Here is a 25,349-nt window from a genome sequence, read left to right as displayed (position 1 = left end):
TCGGCGACTCGGTACGAGGTCTCGAACTAGACATTTGTCGCACGAACGGGCGGCAACCCTTGAGACCTTGATCCTTCGAGCCGTTATTAGCAGTGTTGAGGGGGCAGGAACTGTAATATCTGATCACATGAGCTCCGCCACGGTGACCGATGCTGTTCGCCCGGGTTCCGCCGCCCACCCGAGGCCCGACCCGGCCGGCGCCAAGATCGGCCCCGAGATCGGCACCGAGATCGGCACGGAGATCGGCACGGAGATCGCCACCGAGATCTGCACCGGGGCGACGACCGAGATCAGGGCCCAGGACAGCGAGGGCCATGCGGTGTGGCGGCACTACCTGCGCGGACACGCGACGGTCACCCGGGCGCTGGAAGCAGAGCTGCTCGCGCGGCAGGAGCTGTCGCTGGCCGCCTTCGACGTACTGGCCGAGCTGGCCCAGGCGCCGGAGCGGCGGATGCGGATGACCGAGCTCGCCGACGCGGTGCTGCTCTCCCGCTCGGGGGTCACCCGGATGGTCGACCGGCTGGAGCGGCTCGGGCTGGTCACCCGGGGACGGGTGGAGGAGGACGGGCGGGGCATCGCCGCCACCCTCACCGACCAGGGGCAGGAACAGCTCGACAGGGCCTCGGTGACCCACGTGGCGGCGGTGCAGCGGCACTTCGTCAACCGCCTCGATGAGACTGACCTGCGTGATCTGCGGCGGATCAGCCGGCGACTGACCGCCGGGGCCGCCCCGGAACCGGCGGCAACGAGCGCCGAACTGACCGCTCTCTCGCCGCGACACGACTAGCTGATCCGGCCGGCCCGGTCCGACTTCGCGGCCCGGTCGGACTTGCCCGCGCGGTCCGACTTACCCGGCCGGGCACTCGGGTCGGCCGGCAGCAGCGCGGCCAACCGGTCCAGCTCGCCGCGCAGGTAGTCCCTGGTGGCCACCTCTCCGACGGCGACCCGGAGCGCGGCCAGCTCGCGGGCGAGGTACTCGGTGTCCGCCTTGGTGCGCTCGGCCCGGCTGCGGTCCTCCTCCAACGACACCCGGTCCCGGTCGTCCTGCCGGTTCTGGGCCAGCAGGATCAGCGGCGCGGCGTACGCGGCCTGGGTGGAGAAGGCCAGGTTGAGCAGGATGAACGGGTACGGGTCCCAGTGCTGGACCAGCGCGGTCAGGTTCAACATGATCCAGATCGCCACGATGATCGTCTGGATGGCGAGGAACCTGCCGGTGCCGAGGAACCGGGCGATCCGCTCGGAGATCCTGGCGAACGCGTCCGGGTCCAGGGTGAACCGGTGGGCGCGGCCCCTCGGCTGGTCCAGGCGGCGGTTCGAGTGCAGTTCAGGCATCGCTCACCGCCGTCGGTATCGAGGACCCGTTGTCCCTGCCGTTGCCACCGTGCCCGCCGTTCTCCGGCGGACTCTCGCGTTCTCGCCAGCCGGACGGCAGCAGATGGTCCAGCACGTCGTCGACGGTGACCGCGCCGAGCAGGTGGTCGTTGTCGTCCACCACGGGTCCGCAGACCAGGTTGTAGGAGGCGAAGTAGCGGGTGACCTGCGACAGCTGCGCGTCCGGGTGCAGTGTGGTGAGCTCGGCGTCCAGTACCCCCGCGACCAGCTCGAACGGCGGTTCGCGCAGCAGCCGTTGCAGGTGCGCGCAGCCCAGGTACCGCCCGGTCGGGGTGGCGGTCGGGGGCCGGCAGACGAAGACCATGCTGGCCAGCGCCGGCGGCACGTCCGGGTTGCGCACCCGGGCCAGCGCCTCGGCGACCGTGGCGTCCGGCGGCAGGATCAGCGGCTCCGGGGTCATCAGGCCACCCGCCGTGTCCGCCGAGTAGCGCAGCAGCCGGCGCAGCGGGGCGGACTCCTCCGGCTCCATCAGCTCCAGGAACCGATCCGACTCCGCCGAGGGCAGCTCGGCGAGCAGGTCGGCCGCGTCGTCCGGGTCCATCGCCTCCAGGATGTCCGCCGCACGGTCGTCGTCCAGGTGCGCGAGCAGTTCGCGCTGGTCGGACTCGGGCAGCTCCTGGAACACGTCGGCCAGTCGCTCGTCGTGCAGTGCATCGACCACCTCGTGGCGGCGTTTCTGCGGCAGGTCACGCAGCGCGGCGGCCACGTCGGCGGCGCGCATGCCGTCGAACACCGCGAGCAGACCCTCGGCGCCCTGCTCCTTCTCGGAGATCGACAGCCCGGTCAGCTCGGACCAGTCCATCACCTGCACATGGCTGCGCCGGCCCAGCCGGGTGCGCCGCGCCCGCACCGCGAGCCGGCCGATCACCCAGTCCTGGGCCCGGGTGCGCTCGATCGCGGCGTCCATCACGATCACCTCGGCGCCGGACTCCGCGACGCGGACGCGGGCGTCCAGCAGCTCGCCGAGCACCAGGATCTCGTTCGGCCGCTGGGCGAACCGGCGCAGGTTGACCATCCCGGTGGTCAACGTCACCGCGCTGGGATCGACCGCGGTGACCCGCAACATCGGGACGAAGATCCGCTGGCGGGTCATCAGCTCGACGACCAGGCCGAGCACGCGAGGTGGGAGCTGGTCCACCCGCAGCGCGGTGACCACGTCGCGGACCTTGCCGATCCGTTCGCCGTCGGGACCGAACACAGCGAGGCCCGCCATCTGTGCCACGAACACCCTCGCTGTTCCCACAGCGATCAGGTTAGCTTCGAGTGCGTGACCAACTCCGCGCAGAGGCTCAAGTTCGACGTCGTCGACGTGTTCACCGACCGCCCGTTCACCGGCAACCCACTCGCCGTGGTGCACGGGGCGGACGGCCTGGACACCTCGCAGCTGGCCGCCATCGCCCGCGAGTTCAACCTGTCGGAGACGGTGTTCCCGCTGCGGCCGAGCGCGCCGGTGGAGGCCTCGTACCGGGCCCGGATCTTCACCCCCGGGGCGGAACTGCCGTTCGCCGGGCACCCCAGCGTCGGGGTGGCCTGGGTACTGGCCAGGGACGGCGTGATCGGCACCGGTGAGGCGATCCAGGAGTGCGGCGCGGGTCTGCTGCCGGTGTGGGTGGATGCCGCCGGTGCCCGGGTCGACGCCGGCCGGCCGCACGTGGGGGGCGCGCTGGACGGGGCGGCACTGGCGGAAGCGGTCGGGCTCACCGCCGACGACGTGGACCCGGTCGCGGCGGCCGGGGTGTGCGGCGCCGGCCTGGACTTCCCGATCCTGGTGGTCCGCGCCGATGCGGTGGCCAAGGCGGTGGCCCCCGAGCCCATCGCGTTGAACCGGGCGACGGAGAACCGGGGCACCGTCTACGTGGCCGCGCTGGACCTGGCCGCCGGGCGGGTGCACGCCCGGATGTTCGGTCCCGGGGTCGGCGTTACCGAGGACCCGGCGACGGGTTCCGCCGCGGTCGCCCTCGCGGTGTTCCTGGTGAACCGCGGCCTGCTGCCGGCCGACGGCGAGGCCGCGTTCTCCGTGGCACAGGGCGAGGAGCTCGGCCGGCCCTCTCGGCTGGACGTCACGGTGAGCGCGCGTGCCGGCGCGGCGGTGCGGGCAGCGGTGGGTGGCCAGGTGGTCGCGGTGTCCTCCGGCGAGATTGTGGTGCCGCTCCGGGAGTGATGTGGCGGGCCGGTCGGGCCGCGGCGCCGCACGGTAGTGGTCCGTGGCGGCGAGAGCGACCGGCGGTCCGCTGTGGCGGCGGCCGGCGGGTTGGTAGTGGTCAGCGGGGGTGCCGGAGCCGCGGCGGGCCGGTCGGGCCGCGGCGGCGCACGGTAGTGGTCAGCGGGGGTGGCGGAGCGCCTGGGTGGTCAGCGGGGGTGGCGGAGCGCCCGGGTGATCTCGGCGACCATCCGGGCCGGGCGCTGGTAGACGTCGTCGGCGGTGTAGCGGTACACCCGCCAGCCCAGGTCGACCAGCCGGGTGTAGCGGTGCACATCGCGGACCACCCGGTGTCCGGCGAAGTGGTCGGCGCCCTCGTACTCGATGGCGATGAGCTGCTCCGGGTAGGCCAGGTCGACGCTGGCCACCACGTGCGCCCGCCGGTCGGGCACCCGGTACTGCACCGCCGGCCGGGGCAGTCCGCCCAGGACGAGCACCAGCCGCAGCCGCGACTCCATCGCCGACGCCGCCAGTGGCTCGGCCAGCGCGACCACCTCGGGCAACCGGAGTGTCCGCCGCGCGCCCCGGTACCGCCGCGCCAACCCCAGCACCTCCTTCGGCGCGAACCCGAAGCGCCCGGCCAACGCGTCGACCGCGACCACCGCCTCGGCCAGCGAGCACCGGCGCGCCAGGTCGTACGCGGTGCGCACCGGGGTGGTCAGCTCGACGCCCTGGTAGGTCCGGCGCTCGTCCCGCGCCAGCGTGACCTGTCGGATGAGTACGCCGGGCGGTGCTTTCGGATGCGTGCCGGGCAGTGCCAGCTCGGCGGGCGCGCCGGCTGGGGCGCACGCCGCGGACAGCATCTCGGCCGCCGAGTAGCCGGTCAGTACACCCCGGTTCCCGGCCCAGACGTAGGCCGCGCGGGAGCGCAGCGCCAGATCAGGTTCGAGCGCGGCCGGCGTGTACACGTCGGGCAACAGTCGCCGGTAGCGCGGGCCGCGCAGCGCGGCTCGGGTCAGCGCTCCGGCCGCCAACGCCTCGCTGCCTCGAAACACGCCGCTGAGCACATCCGCACAGTGGACGCACGCACCTGGTCGCCGGTGCGGAACGCGAAAATCGTTCACGATCGAGGGTTGTCGGCGCGTTGCCGGGTTCGGTGATCCGTCGCTGGGTTCGGTGATCATCAGTACCTGAGGGCTTTTTTCCGGACTCAAAACAGCCCTCAGGTACTGATGATCACGGAACTGCCCCGGGGAGCGCACCGGGGCGCGACGCGCCGCGCACGATCGGGCCGAGTTACTCGTCGGTACTCCCCGGATGACCTCGGTTGGGTGAGAAACCAATCACCTCGAGTGCGCCAAACCGCCGGTGTCGTGGAAACATCACCGACGATTCGCGTCAAAGAGGACAAGGAGACCGACTTGAGCACGGAGCGCGTGAGCAGCCCCCGGCCCCGCCGATCCTGCCTGGCGGTGCCCGGCTCCAGCCAGAAGTTCATCGACAAGGCGCGGACGCTGCCGGTCGACCAGGTTTTCCTCGACCTCGAGGACGCCTGTGCGCCGCTGGCCAAGCCGGGCGCCCGCAAGACCATCGTGGCCGCCCTGAACGAGGGTGGCTGGGAGGGCAAGGCCCGGGTGGTCCGGGTGAACGACTGGACCACGGAGTGGACCTACCGCGACGTCACCGAGGTCGTCGAGGGCGCCGGCGCCAACCTGGACGCCATCATGCTGCCCAAGGTGCAGACCGCCGAGCAGGTCGTCGCGCTGGACCTGCTGATGACCCAGATCGAGAAGACCCTGGGCTACGAGGTCGGCAAGATCGGCATCGAGGCGCAGATCGAGAACGCGCTCGGGCTGATCAACGTCAACGCGATCGCCACCGCCTCGCCCCGGGTGGAGACCATCATCTTCGGCCCGGCCGACTTCATGGCCAGCATCAACATGAAGAGCCTCGTGGTCGGCGAGCAGCCGCCCGGCTACGACGTCGGCGACGCCTACCACCACATCCTGATGAGCATCCTGATGGCCGCCCGGGCGCACGACAAGCAGGCCATCGACGGCCCGTACCTGCAGATCAAGGACGTGGACGGGTTCCGCAGGGTGGCCGGCCGCAGTGCCGCGCTCGGCTTCGACGGCAAGTGGGTGCTGCACCCCGGTCAGATCGAGGCGGCGAACGAGGCCTACTCGCCGAGCCAGGCCGACTTCGACCACGCGGAGAACATCCTGGACTCCTACGACTGGTACACCTCGGAGGCGGGTGGCAAGCGGGGCGCCGCGATGCTCGGCGACGAGATGATCGACGAGGCTTCCCGCAAGATGGCGCTGGTCATCTCGGGCAAGGGTCGCGCGGCCGGCATGCAGCGCGGCGACAAGTGGACCCCGCCGGAGAGCTGACCGGCCCGCGCACCACCGTTAGAAGCGCAGAATCGTTAGAAGCGCAGAGCAGCGCACCACGCCAGGAGGCACCCCATGGCCCGGCTTGCCCAGACCGCCGGTCTGACCGACGTCCAGCAGGAGATCCTGTCCACGGTCAAGTCGTTCGTGGACAAGGAGATCATCCCGCACGCCCAGGAGCTGGAGCACTCCGACACCTACCCACAGGACATCGTGGACGGGATGAAGGAGATGGGCCTGTTCGGGCTCACCATCGCGGAGGAGTACGGCGGGCTCGGCGAGTCGCTGCTCACCTACGCGCTGGTCGTGGAGCAGATCGCCCGCGGCTGGATGAGCGTCTCCGGCGTGATCAACACGCACTTCATCGTGGCGCACATGATCAGCCACCACGGCACCGAGGAGCAGAAGAAGCACTACCTGCCGAAGATGGCCGAGGGTGCCATCCGCGGTGCCTTCTCGATGTCCGAGCCGGACCTCGGCTCCGACGTGGCGGCGATCAAGACCCGCGCCAAGCAGGACGGCGACGACTTCGTCATCGACGGCGCCAAGATGTGGCTGACCAACGGCGGCAGCTCGAACCTGATCGCGCTGCTGGTCAAGACCGATGAGGGTGCCGAGAAGCCGTACCAGAACCTGACTTGCTTCCTGGTCGACAAGCCGGAGGGCTTCGGCGAGGTGTCGCCAGGGCTGACCATCCCCGGCAAGCTCGACAAGATGGGTTACAAGGGCGTCGACACCACCGAGGCGGTGTTCGACGGCTTCCGGATCGGTGGCGGCCAGATCCTCGGCGACAAGCGCGGCGGCGGGTTCGCCCAGATGATGGACGGCGTCGAGGTCGGCCGGGTGAACGTGTCCGCCCGCGCCTGCGGCATCGCGATCCGGGCGTTCGAGCTGGCCATCGACTACGCCCAGTCGCGCCAGACCTTCGGCAAGCCGATCGCGCAGCACCAGGCCATCGCGTTCAAGCTCGCCGAGATGGGCACCAAGGTCGAGGCGGCGCACCTGATGATGGTCAACGCGGCCCGGCTGAAGGACTCCGGCGAGCGCTTCGACGTCGAGGCCGGCATGGCCAAACTGCTCGCCAGCGAGTTCTGCTCGGAGGTCACCCAGGAGTCGTTCCGGATCCACGGCGGCTACGGGTTCTCCAAGGAGTACGAGATCGAGCGGCTGATGCGCGAGGCGCCGTTCCTGCTGATCGGCGAGGGTACATCGGAGATTCAGAAGACGATCATCAGCCGCGGTCTGCTGCGGGAGTACCGTTCACGGTAGCTTGATCTACTCGTCGAGCTCGAGGAGATGGCACCGTGACGACTCCGTTCGGCACCCCGGGGCGCAACAGTCCCGGGCTGCCCAACCTGCCCACCCCGCCGACCGGCTGGCCGGTGGGCTCGTTCGCCACCTACGAGGAGGCGCAGCAGGCCGTCGACTACCTCGCCGACAACGAGTTCCCGGTCGGCGACGTGACGATCGTCGGGGTGGACCTGATGCTGGTCGAGCGGGTTATCGGCCGGTTGACCTGGGGCCGGGTGCTGGGCAGCGGCGCGGCGTCCGGCGTCTGGATGGGTCTGTTCGTCGGCGCGCTGCTGGCCTACTTCAACAACCAGGCCGGCGCGCTGGTGATCGGGCTGGTGGCCGGTGTGCTGTTCAGCGTGGTGTTCGCCGCACTGAGCTACGCGCTGACCCGGGGCCGGCGCGACTTCACCTCGTCGAGCCAGCTGGTGGCCGGCCGCTACGACGTGCTCAGCCAGCCGCGCAACGCGGAGAAGGCCAAGGAGATGCTGGCCAAGCTGGCGATGGGTTCCGGCGCTCCGGGTACATGACGCCCGATCGGGAGCCCGGTCGGTTGCGGTCGGCCGAGGTCCCGGCGGCGTTCGACACGGCCGCCAGGGGATACGACCGGTTGGTCGGCGCGAACCCCGGGTACCACGAGCACCTGCGGATGTCGGCGCGCCGCCTCGGGCTGCCCGCTCAGGGCGCCGGGCTGCGGCTGCTCGACCTGGGCTGTGGCACCGGTGCGTCCACCGCCGCGCTGCTGGACGCCGCGCCCAGGGCCGAGATCGTCGCGGTGGACGCCTCCGCCGGGATGCTCGACGTTGCCAAGGCCAAGTCCTGGCCGGCGTCGGTGCGCTTCGTGCACGCCAGGGCCGAGGAGCTCGCGGAGAAGCTGCCGCCGGCGGGGGTGACCGGCCAGTTCGACGCGGTGTTCGCCGCCTACCTGGTGCGCAACCTGCCCGACCCGGACGCCGGGCTGCGCACGATGTTCGAGCTGCTGCGCCCCGGTGCCACGCTGGCCGTGCACGACTACTCGGTGGCCGACTCGGCGCGGGCGCGCGCGGTCTGGACGGCGGTCAGCTGGGGCGTGATCATCCCCTCCGGCGCGGTCGTCACCAGGAGCAGTGCGCTGTACCGGTACCTGTGGCGCAGCGTGCTCGGGTTCGACGGGGCGCGACAGTTCCGGCGTCGGCTGGAGGGAGCCGGGTTCGTCGACGCGCGCGAGGCGACCGTGCCCGGCTGGCAGCGGGGCATCGTGCACACCTGGGTGGCCCGCCGCCCCGCTCCGCACGCGGCCGAGCCCGCCGCGCGGGCCCCGGACCCACCGGCCGGCTGATCAGTCCTTGGCCCGCAGCGCGTACCGGCGCTCGGCGTAGGCCAGGTCGTCGCGCCACAGCCGGGCGGCGGCCCTGCGGATGAGCGGGCGCAGCAGCGGGGCGGCCGCCCGGGCCACCGCGAAACCGGTGCGCGCCGAGTGCGCCAGGGTGGCCTCGATGACGGCGGTGCGGGGCGCGCCGTCCGGGCCGGTGCCGAGAGGGGTGGCGTGCGTCTCCACCACGCTGCCGGCCCCTTCGCCCTCCACGATCCTCATCAGCACCGTGCGCGGCTCGGGGCAGCTGAACTCGGCGATCACCGGCACGCCGAGCTGGCCGGCGACCCGGTAGGAGACCTCGACGACGAACCGGTCGTCGGCCTCGGCGCACTCGGTCGGCGGCGCGGAGATCACCCGCAGGTTGGCGAACGAGTACGGGTGGAACCAGGAGCCGTGCCACGGGTCGAGCCGGTTGGCGACCACGTCACTCGGCTCGCAGCGCCCGGCCATGGTGGCCACCGCGACCACGCTGTGCGCCGCCGGCGGCCGGGGTGCCAGCACCGGGGCCGGCAGGGCCGGTTCACCGCCGACCTCGTCCAGCCGGGCCCAGATCAGCACCCCGTCGTCGTGCGCGGGCCACGGTGTCCAGCTGGGCCGCCCGGCGGCGCCCAGTGTGAGCCCGTGCCACCGGCAGACCAGCTGCCCGCCCGCTACCGCCGCGTCGCACAGCGGGGCGCCCAGGTGCGGGCAGGCGCCCGGACCGGCGTGCACGCCGCCGTCGGCGTCCCGCCAGGCCACCAGCTCGACGCCGGCCACGGTCCGGCCCAGTGGGCGGTCCCGCCGCAGCTGGGTACTGGCGCCGAGCACGAACCAGTTGCCGCTCGGGCGGTCGGTGGCCCGGCGCAGCGCGCCCTCGATGACCGAGGGGTTCGCGTCGGCCCAGCTGGGCCGCTGCTCCGACCACGCCGGGATGCGCAGGCGGCGCAGCGGGTTGAACCGAGGCGGCGGGGTCATAGCGGCAGGCTAGCTAAGTCCGGTCACAGCCACTTGTTCCGGCGGAAGGTGCGGTACAGGAACGTGCACACGGCGAGGATCACCATCCACACCATCCCGTAGCCGTAGGTCCAGTGCAGCTCGGGCATGTGGTCGAAGTTCATCCCGTAGATGCCGGCCACCATGGTCGGCACCGAGATGATGCCGGCGTACGCGGTGATCTTCCGCATGTCGTCGTTCTGCCGCATCGTGATCTTGGCGAGTACCGCGTCGACCAGCGTGGTGAGCAGCTCGTCGAACCCGGTGACCCGCTCCGCCACGGTGGTCAGGTGGTCGTCGACGTCGCGGAAGTAGGACCGCACGTCGTGCGGGATCAGCGAGCTGTAGCCCTCTGCGAGGCGGCGCAGCGGCGGCCCGAGCGGCATCACCGCCCGGCGCAGCTCCAGCACCTCGCGCTTCATCACGTAGATCTGCTCGGAGTCCACGTTGGAGCGCGGCTCGAACACCTGGCTCTCCATCAGGTCGATGTCGGCCTCGATGGCGTCGGTGACCTCCAGGTAGCTGTCCACCACGTGGTCGGCGATGGCGTGCAGCACCGAGGCCGGCCCGAGCGCGAGCTGCTCCGGGTCCTCCTCCAGCTTCATCCGGACCTCGTGCAGGCCGGAGTGGTTGCCGTGCCGGACGGTGACCACGAAGTCGTGCCCGATGAACGCCATCACCTCGCCGGTCTCGACCAGCTCGGCGGCGGTGGTCGGGTCCGCGTGGCCGACGTAACAGACCGTCTTGAACACCGCGAACAGCATGTCCTCGTAGCGCTCGAGCTTGGGCCGGTTGTGCGCGTGCACCGCGTCCTCGACGGCCAGCTCGTGCAGTCCGAAGGTCTCCGCGATGCCGGTGATCTGCTCGTCGTCCGGCTCGTGCAACCCGACCCAGACGAACGCGTCGTCGCGGCTGCGCACCTCCTGCACGGCCCGGTCGTGGCTCCAGCGGCCGGGCAGCCGGTGCCCGTCGACATACACCGCGCAGTCGACCACGTAGGCCGAGAGCGGCACCGGGATGTGCGGTACCGCGATGCCGTTGGAGCGCGCCGGGAGCTTGATGCGGGCGCCTCTGGACCGAATCGAGGGCAGGTTGGGCACGGCGACCTACTTCCAGGTCGGGGGCCCGGAACCGTGCGGTTCCGGGCAGCTGGCGGACTTGTGGTCCCCGCCGTGCGGGAGTCGGCTAGCCGACTCCCGAGGTGGGGACCCGGCTACTGCAACCTGGCGCAGCGTCCATGGCTCCACCTCCCCGTGTGAGATCCACCTACCAACGTGATCTCAGGTCATCCCACTGCCTAATGTACCCCGCAAACACCCCGTTCGAGTCAAGGAGGCGTCTGAGGTGCAGTTCGGTCGGTACTTCGAGGAGTTCGAGGTCGGTGCCATCTACAAGCACTGGCCGGGCAAGACGGTGACCGAGTACGACGACCACCTGTTCTGCCTGCTGACGATGAACCACCACCCACTCCACCTGGACGCGCACTTCGCCGAGGAGACCACCGAGTTCGGCAAGAACGTGGTGGTCGGCAACTACATCTACTCGCTGCTGCTCGGCATGTCGGTGCCCGACGTGTCCGGCAAGGCGATCGCCAACCTGGAGGTGGAGTCGCTCAAGCACGTCAAGCCGACGTTCCACGGCGACACCATCTACGGCGAGTCCGAGGTCCTGGACAAGACCGAGTCGAAGTCCAAGAACGACCGGGGCATCGTCTACGTGGAGACCAGGGGACACAACCAGGACGGCGTGCTGGTCTGCGTGTACCGACGCAAGGTCATGGTGCCGAAGCGCTCGTACGGTGAGGCCAGGGGCGGTGAGCAGCCGGGCCGACCCACCCCGGTGAGCTGAGTGGTCGCCGAGCTCGTCTACGGCTGCATGGGCCTGGGCGGCGACTGGTCCGACGCCGCGCTGACCGCCGAGGACGTCGACGCGGCCGAGCAGGCGATCCACGCGGCGCTGGAGATCGGCATCACCGCCTTCGACCAGGCCGACATCTACCGCCAGGGCAAGTCCGAGGCCGCGATGGGTCAGGTGCTGGACCGCGACCCGGGGTTGCGCGACCGGATCCGCATCCAGACGAAGTGCGGCATCCGGCTGGGCGAGGCCGGGTTGGCGGCGCACTACGACCTGAGCGCGGCGGCCATCCTCGAGCGGGTCCGGGGCAGCCTCGAGCGGTTGCGCACCGACCATGTCGACGTGCTGCTGCTGCACCGCCCGGACCCGCTGTTGGAACCGGCGGAGATCGCGGCGGCGTTCACCGAGCTGAGCGACGCCGGCCTGGTCCGGGCGTTCGGGGTGTCGAACATGTCGGCCGCGCAGCTGGCGTTCCTGCGGACCGAGATCGGGCAGCCGCTGATCGTCAACCAGCTGGAGATGAGCCTGTACAAACGGGACTGGCTGGAGAGCGGCATCCTGGTCAACCAGCCGGCAGCGCTGGCGCACAGCTTCCCGGAGGGCACCCTGGAGTACTGCCGCACGCACGCCGTCAGGCTGCAGGCCTGGGGGTCGCTGGCCCAGGGGATCTACTCCGGGAGCACCTCGCACCAGCCCACCCCGCCCGATCGGGAGGCCGCGGCGCTGGTCGCGGAGATGGCCCGGGACAAGGACACGACGCCCGAGGCGATCGTGCTGGGCTGGCTGATGCGCCACCCGGCCGGGATCGAGCCGGTGATCGGCACGGCGAGCCCGGCCCGCATCCGCGCCTGCGGCGACGCGGTCGAACAGGCCGGCCGGATGTCGCGGATCGAGTGGTACCGGCTGTTCACCGCCGCCCGGGGTGCGCCCGTGCCGTAGCGGGTGCGGCCCTGCCGATGTGGGTCCCGATGCGGTCCCGATGCGGTCCCGATCACCCGGTCTCTCACGCCGACGGCAGTACGTCCCAGTCGGTCAGCGCCTCGGTCAGGCCGAACACGACCGGCAACCCGGCGTAGTCGGCGGCGTCCACCCAACGGGCGTCGTCGGCGTCGGTGCCCGGCGCGAGCTGGTCCGGGCCGGCGAGCTCGCAGGCGTAGTCGGCGATGGCATAGACGGCCCCGGCGGACGCGGCCCGCTCCACCCGCCCGACCAGCCGTCCCGGCCGGACCCGCAGCCCGGTCTCCTCCGCGACCTCCCGGACAACCGCCTGGTGGTCGGTCTCACCCTGCTCGACCCGCCCGCCGGGCAGCGACCACAGACCGCGCCCGGGCTCCTGCCCGCGTTGAATCAGCAGCAACCTGCCGCGACGGTCGTGGATCACCGCGCCCACGCAGGCGATCTTGTTGTCACCCTCAGTCACTTTTTTACCCTATTCACCCTATTGGCGTATGCCCGCCTGTCGTATTCACACGTTGGCGCTCCGTGCTGTACAACAAGACCGACATGGCTGGCAATGCCTCAACGCTCGGATGGTGGTTCGCGGTGAATCTCAAGAAGCTCGTGGGCTTTGTCGTGGTGATCTTTGTGCTCTTCTGGATCATTTCCAAGCCGACCAGCGCGAGTGGGTCGGTCAACAACCTCATGGGCAACCTGCGTGATGCGGGCAACTCGGTCGTCACCTTCATCTCCCACACGGTCTAACCTCGGTAGGCACCGCTAGCAAGTGAGGTACCTGCAGTGCTGGCTCCGAGAGAGATCGATGAATACCTGCTCCCGACCGAGCGTCGTGTCATCAGGGTGCGCCAGCACTGGTCGGTGATGCTCAACGACATGACCCAGGCCGCGATCGCGTTGGGCATCCTGGTCGCGCTCCAGCGGTACCTGCCGGCCAGCCTGGTGATCGACAACCTGACCTTCTACGGCGGGCTCGTCGTGGTGGCCCGGCTGACCATCTTCGTGGCGCTGTGGTGGGTGGAGCGGATCGTCATCACGGACAAGCGGGTGATGCTCTCCAAGGGCATCCTGACCCACAACATCGGCATGATGCCGCTCGGCAAGGTCACCGACCTCACCTTCGAGCGGACGATGACCGGTCGGTTGATGGGTTACGGCACGATGATCATCGAGTCCGCCGGGCAGATCCAGGCGCTGAACCGGATCGACTACATGCCCCGGCCGGAGGAGATCTACGAGGCGCTCACCGAACTGATCTTCGGTGACAAGAAGCAGACCCGGTCCCATCTGCTGGCCAAGCCCCGGCGGCGGTAGGCCAGCGGCTTGCGGATAGACCTGCACACCCATTCCAGCAGATCCGACGGCACGGACGACCCGGCCGACCTGGTGCGGATCGCCGCCGACGCCAGCATCGACGTGCTCGCGCTGACCGACCACGACACCACCGCCGGCTGGGCGGAGGCGACGAAGGCCAAGCCCGACGGGTTGCGGCTGGTCCGCGGCGCGGAGCTGTCCTGCGTGAGTCCGGACGGGCGCGGCGGCCGGGTGTCGGTGCACCTGCTGGCCTACCTGTTCGACCCGGAGCACGCCGCGGTGGTCACCGAGCAGACCCGGCTGCGGGCGGAGCGGCGGGTGCGGCTGGTCAAGATGGTGACCCGGATGGCCGAGGACGGCTACCCGGTGGACCCGGCGACCTTCCTGGACCGCTTCCCACCCGACCTGCCGGCCGGCCGCCCGCACCTGGCCAGGGCACTGGTCGACGAGGGCGTGGTCGGCAGCGTCAACGAGGCGTTCCAGAGCCTGCTGAACAACTCCAGCCGGTACTACCTGCCCAGGGCGGACACCCCGGTCGACGCGGCCATCGAGATGATCACTTCGGCCGGCGGGGTGTGCGTGTTCGCGCACCCGCTGGCGCGGCGGCGGGGCCGGGTGGTGGAGCTTTCGGTGATCGCCGACCTGGCCGGGGCGGGCTTGGCCGGCGTCGAGGTGGACCATCCCGACCACGACGCCCCGGACCGCGCCACGCTGCGTGGCCTCGCCGCCGAGCTGGGCCTGGTGGCGACCGGCTCCAGCGACTACCACGGCACCAACAAGACCACCCCGATCGCCGCCGAGACCACCGACCCGGAGATGTTCGAGCGGCTGGTGGCCGGCGCCACCGCGATCGAGGTCCTGGACTAGGAGCGCTCTGACGGCGCCGCGTCGACCGGTGCCGGGAGAACGGTCGGGGCCGGGCGTTACGGTAGCTCTCGTGAACGGGCAGCTGAGCCTCGAGGGGATGCCCCGGAAGCTTTTCAAGGTCACCCCGTCGAAACTGTCCACCTGGCTGGACTGTCCTCGGCGCTACCGGATGAACTACCTGGACCGCCCGGCCCTGCCGCGCGGCGGCGCCTGGGCACACAGCACCCTCGGCGCCGTGGTGCACAACGCGCTGCGCGCCCTGTTCGACCTGCCTGTCGAGGAGCGCACCCCGGAGAACGGTGCCCGGCTGGTCACCAAGCACTGGGTCAGCGAGGGTTTCCGGGACGACGCGCAGATCGAGAAGTACCGGGAGCGTGCCAGGGGCTGGGTCGCCGACTACGTGGCCGACCTCGACGTGACGGACGACCCGGTGGGGCTCGAGCGCTGGGTGTCCACACCCACCGGGCGGATCGTCGCGGAGGGCCGGGTGGACCGGATCGACCAGCGCGGTGGCGAGCTCGTGGTGGTCGACTACAAGACCGGCCGGCACGCGCTGACGGTGGACGACGCCCGCGCCTCGCAGGCACTCGCGCTGTACGCGCTGGCCGCCCGGCGCACGCTGCGCAAACCCTGCCGCCGCGTCGAGCTGCACCACCTGCCGTCGGGTGAGGTGGCCGCGTGGGAGCACAGCGAGCCGTCCCTGCAGCGGCACCTGGTCCGGATGGAGGAGGCCGCCGACGACGCGGCGCTGGCCACCGACACCCTGGCCGCCGGCGGGGACCCGGAGGTGCTCTTCCCGCCGCGGCCGTCGGCGCGCTGCGCGTACTGCGACTTCCGGCGGCACTGCGCCGAGGGGCGGGCGGCCGCCCCGGAGGTGGAGCCGTGGGCTCTGCTGGTTCCGTGAGGACCGCCTTTTGAGGGCACCGGAGCGGCTGCTGCGCGCGACCGGTGGGGCGCTGGCCGCCGGGCTGACCGTGCTCGCGGTGGCCATGCTCGCCGTGTGGGCGCTCGCGTTCTCCAACGACGACCCCGGCCCGAGGGCGCGGCTGCTGGTCGCGCACCTGGTGGCGGCGGTACTGGCGGTGCTGTTGCAGCGGATCGCGGACCGGCGCGCCGATCGGGTCGGCCGTGCCGCCGCCGGTGGCGTACTGCTGGTGGCGCTGGTGGTCAGCGTCGTCTTCTGGTGGACCTGAGCCCGCTCGGTCCTGGTCGCCGCCGCCGGGACGGCGCCCTCGGGATGCTGGCTAGCGCAGGGCGACGACGGTCGGGCCGCGCTGCTCGAGCAGTACCGGACCGAGCGCGGCCAACATGACCGGGCCCTGGTAGTCGCCCCGGTTGACCGCCACCGTGCGCAGCACGCGACCGTCCGCCGGGTTCAGCTCCACCAGGCCGTTCGGCACCGGCAGCACCGGCGCGCCGGCCATCAGGGTGCCCGGCCCGAGCGCCCCCGGGACGGTCCACAGCGGGTGCAGGTCCGTGGAGTCCAGCGCGATGGTGCGGGACCCGGTCCACCACAGCACCGCCCCGGGGATATCGGTCGTCGGCACGACCTCACCGGGCGGGTCGCCGGCCAGGTCGCCGGGCGGCAGGTCAAGCGGGTAGCTCGCGAGCTCGGCGCCGTCGTGGCCCCGGATGCTCAGCCGGGCCGGGTTGGGCAGCAGCACCGCCGACCGGTCGGCGGTGAGCGCGATCAGTCGGGCCCCCTTGGTGGGCAGCAGGGTGCTGACATCCTGGTTGGGCCGGTCCGCCTCGGTCTCGTCCGGCAGTAGCACGGTGAGCCGGTCGCCGGCCTCGCCCGGGCAGCGCTCCAGTACACCGAGGCGTCCCTCGGTGACCGCCACCGAGGTGTGCAGGCAGTCCGGGCGGGGCTGGGTGCCCGGTTGGATGTCGGCCCTCAGCTGGCCGTACTCCATGGTCTTGACCAGGTCGGAGCGCCACGTCTCGAGGTGGTTCGAGCCGGTCGCGGTGACCAGGTAGCCGTCGGAGACCAGCCGGGTGCCCACCGGTACGTCGGAGTTGCGCTGGGGGCCCCGCGCCCCGGTCCCGGCGTGCAATGAGGTCACCTCGCTGCAGTACCGGCCGTTGCGGAACACCGCGATGGCCCGGCCCCACTCGGCACCGATGGTGCACAGCGGAACGTCGCGCTGGTAGCTCCACCGCTGCGCGCCGGTGATCGGGTCGCGGCCGACCACCGTCGAGTCGTCGCCGGTGACCACGACCGGCCCGACCGCGACCGGCGTGGGGGTGGCCGCGCTGGGTGCCCGCCACGCCTCGGTGAGGGTCGCCGGCACCCTCGGCGGGGCCTCCGGCTCGGCGGGTACCGGGCCGGTGGCGAGGATCGACGTGGTGTGCACGGCCGAACTGGTCGCGACGACCACCACGATGCCCAGTAGGACGACCAGCACCAGAACGCCGGCCGCCACCAGGTCACCCCGGCGGCGGCGCTCCGCCCGGAGCACGTTCAGTCCGTCTCTTCAGTCGGAACGCTCAGCTGGCAGCGGCATCCGGGGCGGCGGAGTCCGAGCCCGAGCCACCGCGGCGGCGGCGCCTCGGCCGGCGGCGGGCACCACCGGCGGACCGGCCGGCGGTGGACAGCTCGTTGACCTCGCCATTGGTGCCATTGGTGCCATTGGCGACGTGGCCGTTGGTGACGCTGCCGTTGGTGGCGTTGCCGTTTGTGACGCTGCCGTTGGCGACGCTGCCGTTGGTGGCGCTGCCGTTGGTGGCGTTGCCGCCACCCGCCTCGACGTCGGCCGAGGAGTTGGCGGTCTCGACCTGGCCGTCCGACTGCTCCTGCCCGGCCACGCCGTCGTCCATCCCGGCGCGGCGCCGACGGCGCTGGCGGGGCGGGCGTGCGGCCCGGGGTGCCTCATCGGGCCGGTCGCCCGCGTCGGGGGACGATTCGCCACCGCGGCGGCCATTGTTGGCGCCCCGGCTGGGCCCGGTCCTGCCGCGGGCACCCCGGTCGCGGCGGCCGCGCGGGCCGTCGTCCTCGATGTACTCGGCGTCCAGCCCGGCCCGGGTGCGACTCGCGCGGGGCAGGCGGCTGCCGGCCTCGGTCGGGATACCCAGCTCGGCGAACAGGTGCTCGGAGGTGGAGTACGTCTCCGCGGGCTCGGGCATGTTCAGCCCGAGGTCGTCGCTGATCGTCTTCCAGCGCGGGATCTCGTCCCAGTCGACCAGGGTGACCGCCACGCCCTCACGCCCGGCCCGGCCGGTGCGGCCGATCCGGTGGATGTAGGTCTTGGCGTCTTCCGGGCACTGGTAGTTGACCACGTGGGTCACGCCGGTGACGTCGATGCCGCGGGCAGCCACATCGGTGGCCACCAGTACGTCGACCTTCTCCGAGCGGAACGCGCGCAGCGCCTGTTCCCGGGCGCCCTGTCCGAGGTCGCCGTGTACGGCGGCCACCGCGAAGCCGCGGTCGGACAGGTCGTCGGCCACCCGCTGGGCGGTCCGCTTGGTGCGGGTGAAGATCATCGTCAGACCGCGGTCGGACGCCTGCAGCGCCTTGGCCAGCAGCTCGACCTTGTCCAGTGCGTGCGCCCGGTAGACCAGCTGGCGGGTGCGCTCGTGGATTGCGCTGGCGTCCGACTCCTCGGCGCGGATGTGCGTCGGCTGGGTCAGGAAGGTGCGGGACAGGGTGATGATCGGTCCCGGCATGGTGGCCGAGAAGAGCATGGTCTGGCGCTGCTCGGGCAGCATCCGCAGGATCCGCTCCACGTCCGGCAGGAAGCCGAGGTCGAGCATCTCGTCGGCCTCGTCCAGCACCAGTGCGCTGATCCGACCCAGCACCAGGTGGCGCTGCTCGGCCAGGTCCAGCAGGCGGCCGGGAGTGCCGACCACGATGTCCACGCCGCGGCGCAGCTCGGCGACCTGCGGCTCGTAGGGGCGGCCGCCGTAGATGGCGGTGACCCGGGCGCCGAGGTGGCGGCCGGCGTCGGCCAGGTCGCGGGCGACCTGCACGCACAGCTCGCGGGTCGGCACCACAACCAGGGCCTGCGGCACGTCCTTCTCGCCCTGGCTCGGCTGCAACCGCTGCAGCAGCGGCACGCCGAAGCCGAGGGTCTTTCCGGTGCCGGTGCGCGCCTGGCCGATGACGTCCTCGCCGGCCAGCGCCAGCGGCAGCGTCAGCTCCTGGATGGCGAACGTGCGCTCGATGCCCACATCGGTGAGTGCGCGGACGATCTCGGGGCGCACACCCAGCTCAGCGAAGGTGGGGGAGTCCGAACGGACTGGGGCGCCGGCCTGCAACGGTTCCGCATCCAGCGGGGCAGGCGGAGCGCCCGGGCTGGCCGCTGTGGAGTTGTCGGGGGTGGTCTCGGTGGTCTCGCTGTCTACGGTCAGAACAATCGCCTCTCTCCTGCGCGCGGAGGCCAGGGCCATCTCGTCGACCGCCCCCGGTACTGGCCGGACGGGAGAGACGGCAAGGCGCTGCTCACGCGCACAATGTTGTCGCGGGCCCGGACTGTCCATACAGCAGCTGGAATTTCGGGTGTCCGCACTTACGCGCGCCGGCTGACAGCGCTGCGTTGAACAACATCATACCGCGTACGTCCCAGTTCAGTCACCGTGACATGCCTCGCGTCGCCAACTCGGTCGCTAGGCTCGTGGATATGAGCACGCCAGACCGGCCGAGCGGGGTCGAAAAGTGAGTGCCGGGACGACGGTGAACGGCGGCGGTTCGCCGGAGGCTGAAGGGCCCCGGAACGCCGGGGGTCCGCCGAACGCGGCGGTGGTCGACCTGCTCGGCGCGCTGGCCTACGGCGAGCTGTCCGCGTTCGACCGGCTCTCCGAGGACTCCCGGACAGCGCCGACCCTCGCCGGCCGGGCCGACCTGGCCAGCATGGCGGCCGCCGAGATCGGCCACTACCGGCTGCTCGAGGAGCACCTGGCCGGCCTCGGCATGCTCGCCGAGGACGCGATGGCCCCGTTCGTCCGCGCGGTGGACGCGTACCACCTGAGCACCGCGCCGCACGACTGGCTGGAGTCGCTGGTCAAGGCCTACGTCGGCGACGGGCTCGCCGCCGACTTCTACCGGGAGGTCGCCGGCTGGCTGCCGGAGCCGACCAGCTCACTGGTGCGCCAGGTGCTGGCCGACACCGGGCACAGTGCGTTCGCCGAGCGGGAGGTCGCCGCCGCGATCGAACGCAACCGCCAGGTCCGGGACCGGTTGGCGCTGTGGGGCCGCCGGCTGCTCGGCGAGGCGATCAGCCAGGCCCAGCACGTGGTGGCCGAGCGGGACGAGCTCGCCGAGTTCTTCGTGCGCGGCTCCGGCGACCTGTCCGGCGTCGCGGCTCTGTTCAAGAAGCTGCAGACCCAGCACAGCCGGCGGATGGCGGCCCTCGGCCTGTCCTGACCCAGCGCCCGACCCAGCGCCCGACTCAGCGCCCGACTCAGCGCTCGACTCAGCGGTCCGGCGCCGGCGGCGGGAGTGGTTGCGTAGGGCGCGGGTGGCTTGCGTTCGCGGGCGTGCGCCTGCCGTTTCGGCCCGGTGTCTTGGGCCGGTGGCGAGGTCGGTGGCCTGCGCGGGCGTGCTGACGCCCCCGACGTGGGCGCCGCCGTGGCCCGCCACGTCCGATGGCGTGCCTGTTGTTACCGAGCTGCACAGGAGGCAGGTTTTGCGCCCCCGAAACCTGCCCGGTGTGCAGCTCGGTAACAACCAGCCGGCGCCGGCGGCGGTTGCGCCCTCGGTGAACTCGGCGGGGTGCTGGTGGGTCCGCCACCACGCCGGGCCCGCCGCTCGACTAGCCTGGCCGGCGTTACGGATCCGCGACAGCGCGGTTTCGACATGCGGTTCTCGGAGAATTTCGGCCTGGAGGTTTGGCGTGGAGGTCAAGATCGGCGTCGCGGAGAGCCCGCGCGAACTCGTGGTGTCCAGCACACAGACGCCGGACGAGGTCGAGGCGCTGGTGAGTGACGCGCTGAAGAACCCCACCGGTCTGTTGAGCCTGGTGGACGACAAGGGCCGCCGCTTCGTGCTCCCGTCCGCTCGGGTGTCCTACGTCGAGATCGGGCCGGCGGACTCCCGCCGGGTCGGCTTCGCCGTCGGCAGCTGATCTCCGGGCCCCGCCCAGCGTGGTAACGCCGCGCTGGGCAGGGCCCGCTCGTGCCCTGCGTGGTTGCACCGCGCTGGGCAGGGCCGGCTACTTCTTCTCGTCCGGTCCGGCCACCAGTCGTAGTGGCAGGCTCGGGCCGTTCTGTCCCGGATCCCCGGTGGCCTGGTCCGGGTTCGCGGTGAGCGCGGGGCCGCCCGCTCCGGCGAGGGCCGTCCCGGTCGGTGCCGGATCGGCCTGTTCGCCGTCCAGCACACCGGCGAGGCCGCCCCAGATGAGACTGGTCAGATAGCTGGTCAGCGTGTTCCTGCTCATGGTGCGCTGCTGCAACCACCAGTCCCCGGCCGTGTAGACCATTCCGGCCAGCCCGTAGGCCCAGGCCTCTGCCCCCTCGACGGCACGCCCGCGCTGGCGCAGTGCGTCGACCAGCGCGGTGGTGATCAGGCCGGCGACCAGGGCCATGTTGTGCGCCACTACGTCCGCGCTGGCGTCCCGGTCGCCGCCCGGGTTGTGCACCACGAACCGCCACAGCTCCGGTTCGTCCTCGGCGCCGGCCAGGAACGCGTCCACGATGGCGTGGATCCGCTCCGCCGGCTCGCGCTGGTTGATCAGCTCGGGAACCAGTCGGTGCAGCAGCATCTGCGCGCCCCGCTCGCTGACCGCGCGCTGCAGGTCGGCACGGTCGGCGAAGTGCCGGTAGAGCACCGGTTTGGTGACCCCGGCGGCGGCCGCGATCGCCGCGACCGACACTCCGGCGCCGTGCTGCCGGATCGCTTCCACCGCCGCCTCGATCAGCTCCACCCGGCGTTGCGCGCGGTGCGCGGCCCAGCGTGCCGAACGTCCGCTGGCTCGGGGCTTGACAGGTTCCTTATCCACGATACTGTTGGTAACAGTTACCGACGGTAACGTCAAGCCTGAATAACTCCCTGAACAAGCTTTACCGAAGCTTTTGGAGAGGAGCACGGCATGAGCGCCGAGACGTTGAGCGTCAGCACGGACCATGAGGCCCGCGAAAGTACCGCCAAGCGGCTGTTGCGCAGCTCGCTGGAGCACTCCTACGAGCCGAACCTGGACATCGACTGGGACGCCCCCCTGGTGGAGGGCGCCTACGGCATGCCCATGCACCGGGTGTCGCTCTACGGCACCGAGCTCTGGGACCAGCTCACCGAGGAGCAGCGGATCACGCTGTCCATCCACGAGGTCTGCAGCATCGCCAGGGTCGGTCTCTGGTTCGAGATCATCCTGATGCAGATGCTGCTGCGCTACGCCTACGACCGCGACCCGCGCACCCAGCACATCCAGTACGCGCTGACCGAGATCGCCGACGAGTGCCGGCACTCGGTGATGTTCGCCAAGATGACCGAGCGCTACGGCGTGCCGGACTACAAGCCGCGCTGGCACACCCAGCAGGCCGGTCGGCTGTTCAAGGCCATCGCGTCCGGTTCGGCGATGTTCGCCGGCACCCTGGTCGCCGAGGAGATCACCGACCAGCTGCAGCGCGAAGGCATGAAGGACAACACGGTGCAGCCGCTGACCCGGATGGTCAGCAAGATCCACGTCACCGAGGAGGCCCGGCACGTCCGCTACGCCCGCGAGGAGCTGGCCAGGGTCACCAAGCAGGAGAACCGGCTGCAGCGCACCGTCGGCCGCTGGCTGACCGCGATCAGCGCGCACCGGATCGCCACCAACCTGATCCACCCGGACGTCTACCGCAGTGTCGGGCTGGACCCGAAGAAGGCGCGCAAGGTGGCCAGGGCGAACCCGCACCACCAGGCGACCGTGCGTTGGTCGGCCCGCAAGCTGGTGCCGTTCCTGCGTGAGCAGGGCATGATCAGTGGCCCGAGCGAGGTTCTCTGGCGGAAGGCATTCCTGGTCTGATGGGCACGCGGAGCTTTCGCACCTCGGCCGGCGTCGGGCTGCACGTGCAGATCGACGGTGAGATCGACGGCGAGATCCACGGCGCCGGCGCCGGGCGCGGAGACGTTCCCGGGGGGCCGGCCGCGCCGGTCACCGTGATCCTGGCGCACGGCTGGACCCTGGACTCGCGCAGTTGGGGTCCGGTCGCCAGGGCGCTGACCGAGGGCCCGCCCGGCCGGCTGCCGCCGAGGGTGATCCGCTACGACCACCGCGGCCACGGGCGCAGTGAGCTCCCGGCCCGCGCGGACATGACGATCGACGGGCTGGCCGACGACCTGGCGGAGCTGATCGCCGAGTTCGCCCCGACCGGCCCGGTTGTGCTCGCCGGGCACTCCATGGGCGGCATGGCGATCATGGCGCTGGCCGAGCGGCACCCCGAGCTGCTGGCCTCCCGGGTCGCCGGGGTGGCCCTGGTCTCCACCGCGTCGGGAGGCCTGGCGGACACCAACCTCGGGCTTTCCGTGCGGATGCTCGGACTGGTGCGCAAGGGCGAGGCGAAGCTGGCCGAGGCCGCCTGGGTGGACCGCCGCGCGGCGCTGAGCCGGCGGCCGGCGCTGCTGGTGCCGGCGATGCGCGTTTTGCTGGTCGGCAAGGGCGCGGACCGGGGCGCACTGCGCATCACCTCCCGGTGCCTCGCCGACTGCCGGCCGGCCGTCATGGTGGGCTTCCGGCCGACGCTGAACGAACACGACCGGGACGCCGCGCTGGCCGCGTTCGACCACATCCCGACCGAGGTTCTGGTCGGTACCAGCGACAAGCTGACGCCGGTCTACCAGTCCCGGCGGATCGTGGACACCGCGCGCCGGGCCAGGCTGACGCTGTACCCGGGTGCCGGGCACATGCTGCCGCTGGAGCGGGTGGACGGGGTAGTTGGCCGGTTGCGCGGGCTCGTCGAGACCGTCGCCGAGCGAGTCGCCGAGACCGCGGCCGACGGAGCGCGCGAACTAGTCGTCGATCAGCTCAGTCGTGGATCATCGGGAAGTGGCCCAGCCCGCGCCACGCCAGCCGGCACATGAGCTCGACCGCCTCTTCCCTTGGCACCGCCTGAGCGGAGTCCAGCCAGTACTGCGCCGTGACCTGGCTCAGCCCGACCAGCCCGACGGCGAGCAGCCGCGCCCGTTCCCGGTCGAGGCCGGCGTCCGTGGTGACGGCGTCGGCCACCACGTCGATGCACTGGCTCAGCGCCCGGTCCAGCACCGCGGCCATCTCCGGCTCACTGCGTAGGTCGGACTCGAACACCAGCCGGAACGCCTGGCCCTCGCTGGCCACGAAGTCGAAGTAGGCGGAGATCGCGCCGCGCAGGCGCTGTTCGTTGTTCGAGGTCTCCTCGAGCGCGCTGCGCAGCCGGCCGAGCAGCTCGTCGGCGTAGGTGGTCAGCAGGGCCCGGTACAGCTCCAGCTTGCTCGGGAAGTGCTGGTAGAGCACCGGCTTGCTGACGCCGGCCCGGTCCGCGATGTCGTCCATGGCGGCGGCGTGGTAGCCCTGGGCGGCGAAAACGTCCCGCGCCGCACCGAGCAGCTGGGTACGCCGGGCGCCCCGGGACAGCCGTACGCCGCGCTGCCCGGAGGCGGCGGGTGGGCGCGCGATCTCGGTCACCGCACCTACCCTACCGGCGAGTCACTAAAAATACGGGTCACTGAAAATACGGGTGATGTCCGGGTGTCTGTGAGTTGACCGCGCGGTGTCCGGTAGATGTCCGAAGAACTTGGGATTCCGGGGTGGCGTCCCGCATTCTGGAGCGATGGTCCTTCCTTACCTGCTGAACGGTGCCGGCAGTGGCTCCGGGCGCGGCACCACGCACACGCTGCCCGCCGTTGCCACGCCGCCCGTTCGGGTGGCGCCGCTGGCCGATGCCGGCGAGCTCCCGCCGCTGGATCCGCACCAGCAGCCGTGGCCCGGGCAGGAGATCACCTCCGGTGGCGTGACCATGTTCGTGCGGCGGACCCCGACCGACCCCGGTGCGACCCCGGCGGTCTACGTGCACGGGCTGTCCGGCTCGGCGAACAACTGGACCGACCTGGCCGCCCAGTTGGCCCCGCACGCCCCCGGCCTGGCCCTGGACCTGCCGGGCTTCGGACACTCCCGGCCGCTGAGCTCCGGGCTCTACTCCCCGTCCGCGCAGGCCGACGCGGTGCTGTCCTTCCTGGCGGGCCTCGACCGCCCGGTCCACCTGCTCGGCAACTCCCTCGGCGGGGCGGTCTCGCTGCTGGCGGCCGACCGCCGACCGGAGCTGGTACGCAGCCTGACGCTGCTGGCGCCGGCCATGCCGGACCGCCGCCCGGACCCCCGGCGGGTGTCCGACCCCCGCTTGCTGCTCGCGCTGGTCCCGTGGCTGCGGGCCCGGGTCGGCCGTCAGATGGCCGAGGTGACGCCGAGGGAGGGCGTCGAGCAGATGATCCGGCTGTGCTTCGGCAATCCGTCCCTGGTGACCGAGCACCGGATCCTGGAGGCGCTCGAGGAGCACAGCCACCGGTCGCGGCAGCCGTGGGCGCGCGAGGCGCTGCTGCGCGCCGCCCAGGGCATGTTCCGCAGCTGGTTCGTCGGTCCCCGGCTGTGGTCGGTGGCCGCCCGGCTGAGTGTGCCGACGCTGGTGGTGTGGGGCGGCCGGGACCGGCTGATGTCGCCCCGGCTGGCCGTGCGGACCACTCTCACCCTGCCGCGCGGGCGGCTGCTCGCGCTGCCCGAGGTCGGCCACGTGCCACAGATCGAGACCCCGGTGACGGTGGCGCGCGCGGTGCTGGGCATGTGGCGGGCGGTCGACGCCGGGCAGTGGTGAGCCGGCGGCGGTGAGCTCGGCACCTTCCGAGTCGGGCCGGCCGACCCGGAAGGTGGGAAGATAGCGGCCG

28 protein-coding genes are annotated in these 25,349 nt (G+C 71.6%); 18 read left to right on the top strand and 10 right to left on the bottom strand.

Annotated features, from left to right (window positions below; genetic code table 11):
- Positions 1-142 precede the first annotated feature (142 nt).
- Complete coding sequence (locus tag ACTXG6_RS46380) at positions 143-787, top strand: MarR family winged helix-turn-helix transcriptional regulator (RefSeq protein ID WP_445185661.1); 645 nt, start codon at positions 143-145, stop codon at positions 785-787.
- Here the strand turns inward: ACTXG6_RS46380 and ACTXG6_RS46375 are convergent.
- On the bottom strand, positions 784-1,332 hold the full coding sequence (locus tag ACTXG6_RS46375; RefSeq protein WP_445185660.1) for a DUF1003 domain-containing protein: 549 nt from the start codon (positions 1,330-1,332) through the stop codon (positions 784-786). The genes ACTXG6_RS46380 and ACTXG6_RS46375 overlap by 4 nt on opposite strands.
- Positions 1,325-2,605 carry a magnesium transporter MgtE N-terminal domain-containing protein gene (locus ACTXG6_RS46370; protein WP_445190304.1) on the bottom strand — a complete coding sequence of 427 codons (1,281 nt, stop codon included), beginning with the start codon at positions 2,603-2,605 and terminating at the stop codon, positions 1,325-1,327. Before ACTXG6_RS46370 ends, ACTXG6_RS46375 begins: the two co-directional genes overlap by 8 nt.
- A 54-nt stretch (positions 2,606-2,659) precedes the next feature.
- Here ACTXG6_RS46370 and ACTXG6_RS46365 point away from each other — a divergent pair, with 54 nt between their 5' ends.
- Positions 2,660-3,553, top strand: coding sequence for a PhzF family phenazine biosynthesis protein (locus ACTXG6_RS46365; RefSeq protein WP_445185659.1), 894 nt, complete (start codon positions 2,660-2,662; stop codon positions 3,551-3,553).
- A gap of 188 nt (positions 3,554-3,741) precedes the next feature.
- Here the strand turns inward: ACTXG6_RS46365 and ACTXG6_RS46360 are convergent, their stop codons facing one another.
- Positions 3,742-4,587 carry an endonuclease domain-containing protein gene (locus ACTXG6_RS46360; RefSeq protein WP_445185658.1) on the bottom strand — a complete coding sequence of 282 codons (846 nt, stop codon included), beginning with the start codon at positions 4,585-4,587 and terminating at the stop codon, positions 3,742-3,744.
- Positions 4,588-4,953: 366 nt separating this feature from the next.
- Between ACTXG6_RS46360 and ACTXG6_RS46355 the strand changes: the two genes are divergently transcribed.
- The 4 genes from ACTXG6_RS46355 to ACTXG6_RS46340 all read left to right on the top strand — a co-directional run bounded on the left by ACTXG6_RS46355 (position 4,954) and on the right by ACTXG6_RS46340 (position 8,533).
- Complete coding sequence (locus tag ACTXG6_RS46355; RefSeq protein ID WP_445185657.1) at positions 4,954-5,925, top strand: HpcH/HpaI aldolase/citrate lyase family protein; 972 nt, start codon at positions 4,954-4,956, stop codon at positions 5,923-5,925.
- Between the two features lie 75 nt (positions 5,926-6,000).
- Positions 6,001-7,194 carry an acyl-CoA dehydrogenase family protein gene (locus ACTXG6_RS46350; RefSeq protein WP_445185656.1) on the top strand — a complete coding sequence of 398 codons (1,194 nt, stop codon included), beginning with the start codon at positions 6,001-6,003 and terminating at the stop codon, positions 7,192-7,194.
- 35 nt (positions 7,195-7,229) lie between these two features.
- On the top strand, positions 7,230-7,745 hold the full coding sequence (locus ACTXG6_RS46345) for a general stress protein (protein WP_445185655.1): 516 nt from the start codon (positions 7,230-7,232) through the stop codon (positions 7,743-7,745).
- Positions 7,742-8,533, top strand: coding sequence for a class I SAM-dependent methyltransferase (locus ACTXG6_RS46340; protein ID WP_445185654.1), 792 nt, complete (start codon positions 7,742-7,744; stop codon positions 8,531-8,533). Before ACTXG6_RS46345 ends, ACTXG6_RS46340 begins: the two co-directional genes overlap by 4 nt.
- Here the strand turns inward: ACTXG6_RS46340 and ACTXG6_RS46335 are convergent, their stop codons facing one another.
- Positions 8,534-9,523: a DUF5914 domain-containing protein gene (locus ACTXG6_RS46335; RefSeq protein WP_445185653.1), complete on the bottom strand. Its 990-nt coding sequence runs from the start codon at positions 9,521-9,523 to the stop codon at positions 8,534-8,536.
- 23 nt (positions 9,524-9,546) lie between these two features.
- On the bottom strand, positions 9,547-10,602 hold the full coding sequence (gene corA, locus ACTXG6_RS46330; RefSeq protein WP_445190303.1) for a magnesium/cobalt transporter CorA: 1,056 nt from the start codon (positions 10,600-10,602) through the stop codon (positions 9,547-9,549).
- 283 nt (positions 10,603-10,885) lie between these two features.
- Here corA and ACTXG6_RS46325 point away from each other — a divergent pair, with 283 nt between their 5' ends.
- Positions 10,886-11,389: a MaoC family dehydratase gene (locus ACTXG6_RS46325; RefSeq protein ID WP_445185652.1), complete on the top strand. Its 504-nt coding sequence runs from the start codon at positions 10,886-10,888 to the stop codon at positions 11,387-11,389.
- On the top strand, positions 11,390-12,334 hold the full coding sequence (locus tag ACTXG6_RS46320; RefSeq protein WP_445185651.1) for an aldo/keto reductase: 945 nt from the start codon (positions 11,390-11,392) through the stop codon (positions 12,332-12,334).
- Positions 12,335-12,398: 64 nt separating this feature from the next.
- On the opposite strand, the gene ACTXG6_RS46315 is transcribed toward ACTXG6_RS46320, so the two are convergent.
- A complete protein-coding gene (locus ACTXG6_RS46315; RefSeq protein ID WP_445185650.1) occupies positions 12,399-12,815 on the bottom strand; it encodes an NUDIX hydrolase in 417 nt (138 codons plus the stop codon).
- 62 nt (positions 12,816-12,877) lie between these two features.
- Here ACTXG6_RS46315 and ACTXG6_RS46310 point away from each other — a divergent pair, with 62 nt between their 5' ends.
- The 5 genes from ACTXG6_RS46310 (at position 12,878) to ACTXG6_RS46290 (ending at position 15,723) form a co-directional block, all read left to right on the top strand.
- Complete coding sequence (locus ACTXG6_RS46310; protein WP_445185649.1) at positions 12,878-13,096, top strand: hypothetical protein; 219 nt, start codon at positions 12,878-12,880, stop codon at positions 13,094-13,096.
- Positions 13,097-13,132: 36 nt separating this feature from the next.
- Entirely contained in the window at positions 13,133-13,663 is a 531-nt protein-coding gene (locus ACTXG6_RS46305; protein ID WP_445185648.1) for a PH domain-containing protein, read from the top strand.
- Between the two features lie 9 nt (positions 13,664-13,672).
- A complete protein-coding gene (locus ACTXG6_RS46300; RefSeq protein ID WP_445185647.1) occupies positions 13,673-14,530 on the top strand; it encodes a PHP domain-containing protein in 858 nt (285 codons plus the stop codon).
- A 97-nt stretch (positions 14,531-14,627) separates the two neighbouring features.
- On the top strand, positions 14,628-15,434 hold the full coding sequence (locus tag ACTXG6_RS46295; protein WP_445190302.1) for a RecB family exonuclease: 807 nt from the start codon (positions 14,628-14,630) through the stop codon (positions 15,432-15,434).
- A gap of 10 nt (positions 15,435-15,444) precedes the next feature.
- A complete protein-coding gene (locus tag ACTXG6_RS46290) occupies positions 15,445-15,723 on the top strand; it encodes a hypothetical protein (RefSeq protein WP_445185646.1) in 279 nt (92 codons plus the stop codon).
- Positions 15,724-15,774: 51 nt separating this feature from the next.
- On the opposite strand, the gene ACTXG6_RS46285 is transcribed toward ACTXG6_RS46290, so the two are convergent.
- Positions 15,775-16,989, bottom strand: coding sequence for an Rv3212 family protein (locus tag ACTXG6_RS46285; RefSeq protein WP_445185645.1), 1,215 nt, complete (start codon positions 16,987-16,989; stop codon positions 15,775-15,777).
- Between the two features lie 28 nt (positions 16,990-17,017).
- On the bottom strand, positions 17,018-18,916 hold the full coding sequence (locus tag ACTXG6_RS46280) for a DEAD/DEAH box helicase (protein WP_445185644.1): 1,899 nt from the start codon (positions 18,914-18,916) through the stop codon (positions 17,018-17,020).
- A gap of 349 nt (positions 18,917-19,265) precedes the next feature.
- Between ACTXG6_RS46280 and ACTXG6_RS46275 the strand changes: the two genes are divergently transcribed.
- Both ACTXG6_RS46275 and ACTXG6_RS46270 read left to right on the top strand, forming a co-directional pair.
- Positions 19,266-19,889, top strand: a complete 624-nt coding sequence (locus tag ACTXG6_RS46275) for a ferritin-like fold-containing protein (RefSeq protein ID WP_445190301.1) — start codon at positions 19,266-19,268, stop codon at positions 19,887-19,889.
- Positions 19,890-20,358: 469 nt separating this feature from the next.
- The gene (locus ACTXG6_RS46270; RefSeq protein WP_445185643.1) at positions 20,359-20,589 is read left to right on the top strand and encodes a DUF3107 domain-containing protein; all 231 of its coding nucleotides are present in this window, start codon (positions 20,359-20,361) and stop codon (positions 20,587-20,589) included.
- A gap of 87 nt (positions 20,590-20,676) precedes the next feature.
- Here the strand turns inward: ACTXG6_RS46270 and ACTXG6_RS46265 are convergent, their stop codons facing one another.
- The gene (locus ACTXG6_RS46265; protein WP_445185642.1) at positions 20,677-21,462 is read right to left on the bottom strand and encodes a TetR family transcriptional regulator; all 786 of its coding nucleotides are present in this window, start codon (positions 21,460-21,462) and stop codon (positions 20,677-20,679) included.
- Positions 21,463-21,552: 90 nt separating this feature from the next.
- Here ACTXG6_RS46265 and ACTXG6_RS46260 point away from each other — a divergent pair, with 90 nt between their 5' ends.
- Both ACTXG6_RS46260 and ACTXG6_RS46255 read left to right on the top strand, forming a co-directional pair.
- Entirely contained in the window at positions 21,553-22,464 is a 912-nt protein-coding gene (locus tag ACTXG6_RS46260; protein WP_445185641.1) for an AurF N-oxygenase family protein, read from the top strand.
- Entirely contained in the window at positions 22,464-23,519 is a 1,056-nt protein-coding gene (locus ACTXG6_RS46255) for an alpha/beta fold hydrolase (protein WP_445185640.1), read from the top strand. The genes ACTXG6_RS46260 and ACTXG6_RS46255 overlap by 1 nt, the downstream gene beginning before the upstream one ends.
- Here the strand turns inward: ACTXG6_RS46255 and ACTXG6_RS46250 are convergent.
- Entirely contained in the window at positions 23,464-24,099 is a 636-nt protein-coding gene (locus ACTXG6_RS46250; RefSeq protein WP_445185639.1) for a TetR/AcrR family transcriptional regulator, read from the bottom strand. The genes ACTXG6_RS46255 and ACTXG6_RS46250 overlap by 56 nt on opposite strands.
- A 145-nt stretch (positions 24,100-24,244) precedes the next feature.
- On the opposite strand from ACTXG6_RS46250, the gene ACTXG6_RS46245 reads away from it, so the two are divergent.
- Positions 24,245-25,279: an alpha/beta fold hydrolase gene (locus ACTXG6_RS46245; protein ID WP_445185638.1), complete on the top strand. Its 1,035-nt coding sequence runs from the start codon at positions 24,245-24,247 to the stop codon at positions 25,277-25,279.
- Positions 25,280-25,349: the final 70 nt, after the last annotated feature.

The sequence above is a fragment of the Pseudonocardia sp. Cha107L01 genome (assembly GCF_052566575.1).
The sequence above is the reverse complement of the archived record's forward strand: the minus strand, read 5'-3'. Positions and strand labels throughout refer to the sequence as shown.

What these genes read in the sequence shown, in the direction of transcription:
- ACTXG6_RS46375 (WP_445185660.1), bottom strand. Translation starts at nt 1,332, where the DNA reads ATGCCTGAACTGCACTCGAACCGCCGCCTGGACCAGCCGAGGGGCCGC.
- ACTXG6_RS46370 (WP_445190304.1), bottom strand. Translation starts at nt 2,605, where the DNA reads ATGGCGGGCCTCGCTGTGTTCGGTCCCGACGGCGAACGGATCGGCAAG.
- ACTXG6_RS46350 (WP_445185656.1), top strand. Translation starts at nt 6,001, where the DNA reads ATGGCCCGGCTTGCCCAGACCGCCGGTCTGACCGACGTCCAGCAGGAG.
- ACTXG6_RS46340 (WP_445185654.1), top strand. Translation starts at nt 7,742, where the DNA reads ATGACGCCCGATCGGGAGCCCGGTCGGTTGCGGTCGGCCGAGGTCCCG.
- ACTXG6_RS46335 (WP_445185653.1), bottom strand. Translation starts at nt 9,523, where the DNA reads ATGACCCCGCCGCCTCGGTTCAACCCGCTGCGCCGCCTGCGCATCCCG.
- ACTXG6_RS46295 (WP_445190302.1), top strand. Translation starts at nt 14,628, where the DNA reads ATGCCCCGGAAGCTTTTCAAGGTCACCCCGTCGAAACTGTCCACCTGG.
- ACTXG6_RS46280 (WP_445185644.1), bottom strand. Translation starts at nt 18,916, where the DNA reads ATGGCCCTGGCCTCCGCGCGCAGGAGAGAGGCGATTGTTCTGACCGTA.
- ACTXG6_RS46260 (WP_445185641.1), top strand. Translation starts at nt 21,553, where the DNA reads ATGAGCGCCGAGACGTTGAGCGTCAGCACGGACCATGAGGCCCGCGAA.
- ACTXG6_RS46255 (WP_445185640.1), top strand. Translation starts at nt 22,464, where the DNA reads ATGGGCACGCGGAGCTTTCGCACCTCGGCCGGCGTCGGGCTGCACGTG.
- ACTXG6_RS46245 (WP_445185638.1), top strand. Translation starts at nt 24,245, where the DNA reads ATGGTCCTTCCTTACCTGCTGAACGGTGCCGGCAGTGGCTCCGGGCGC.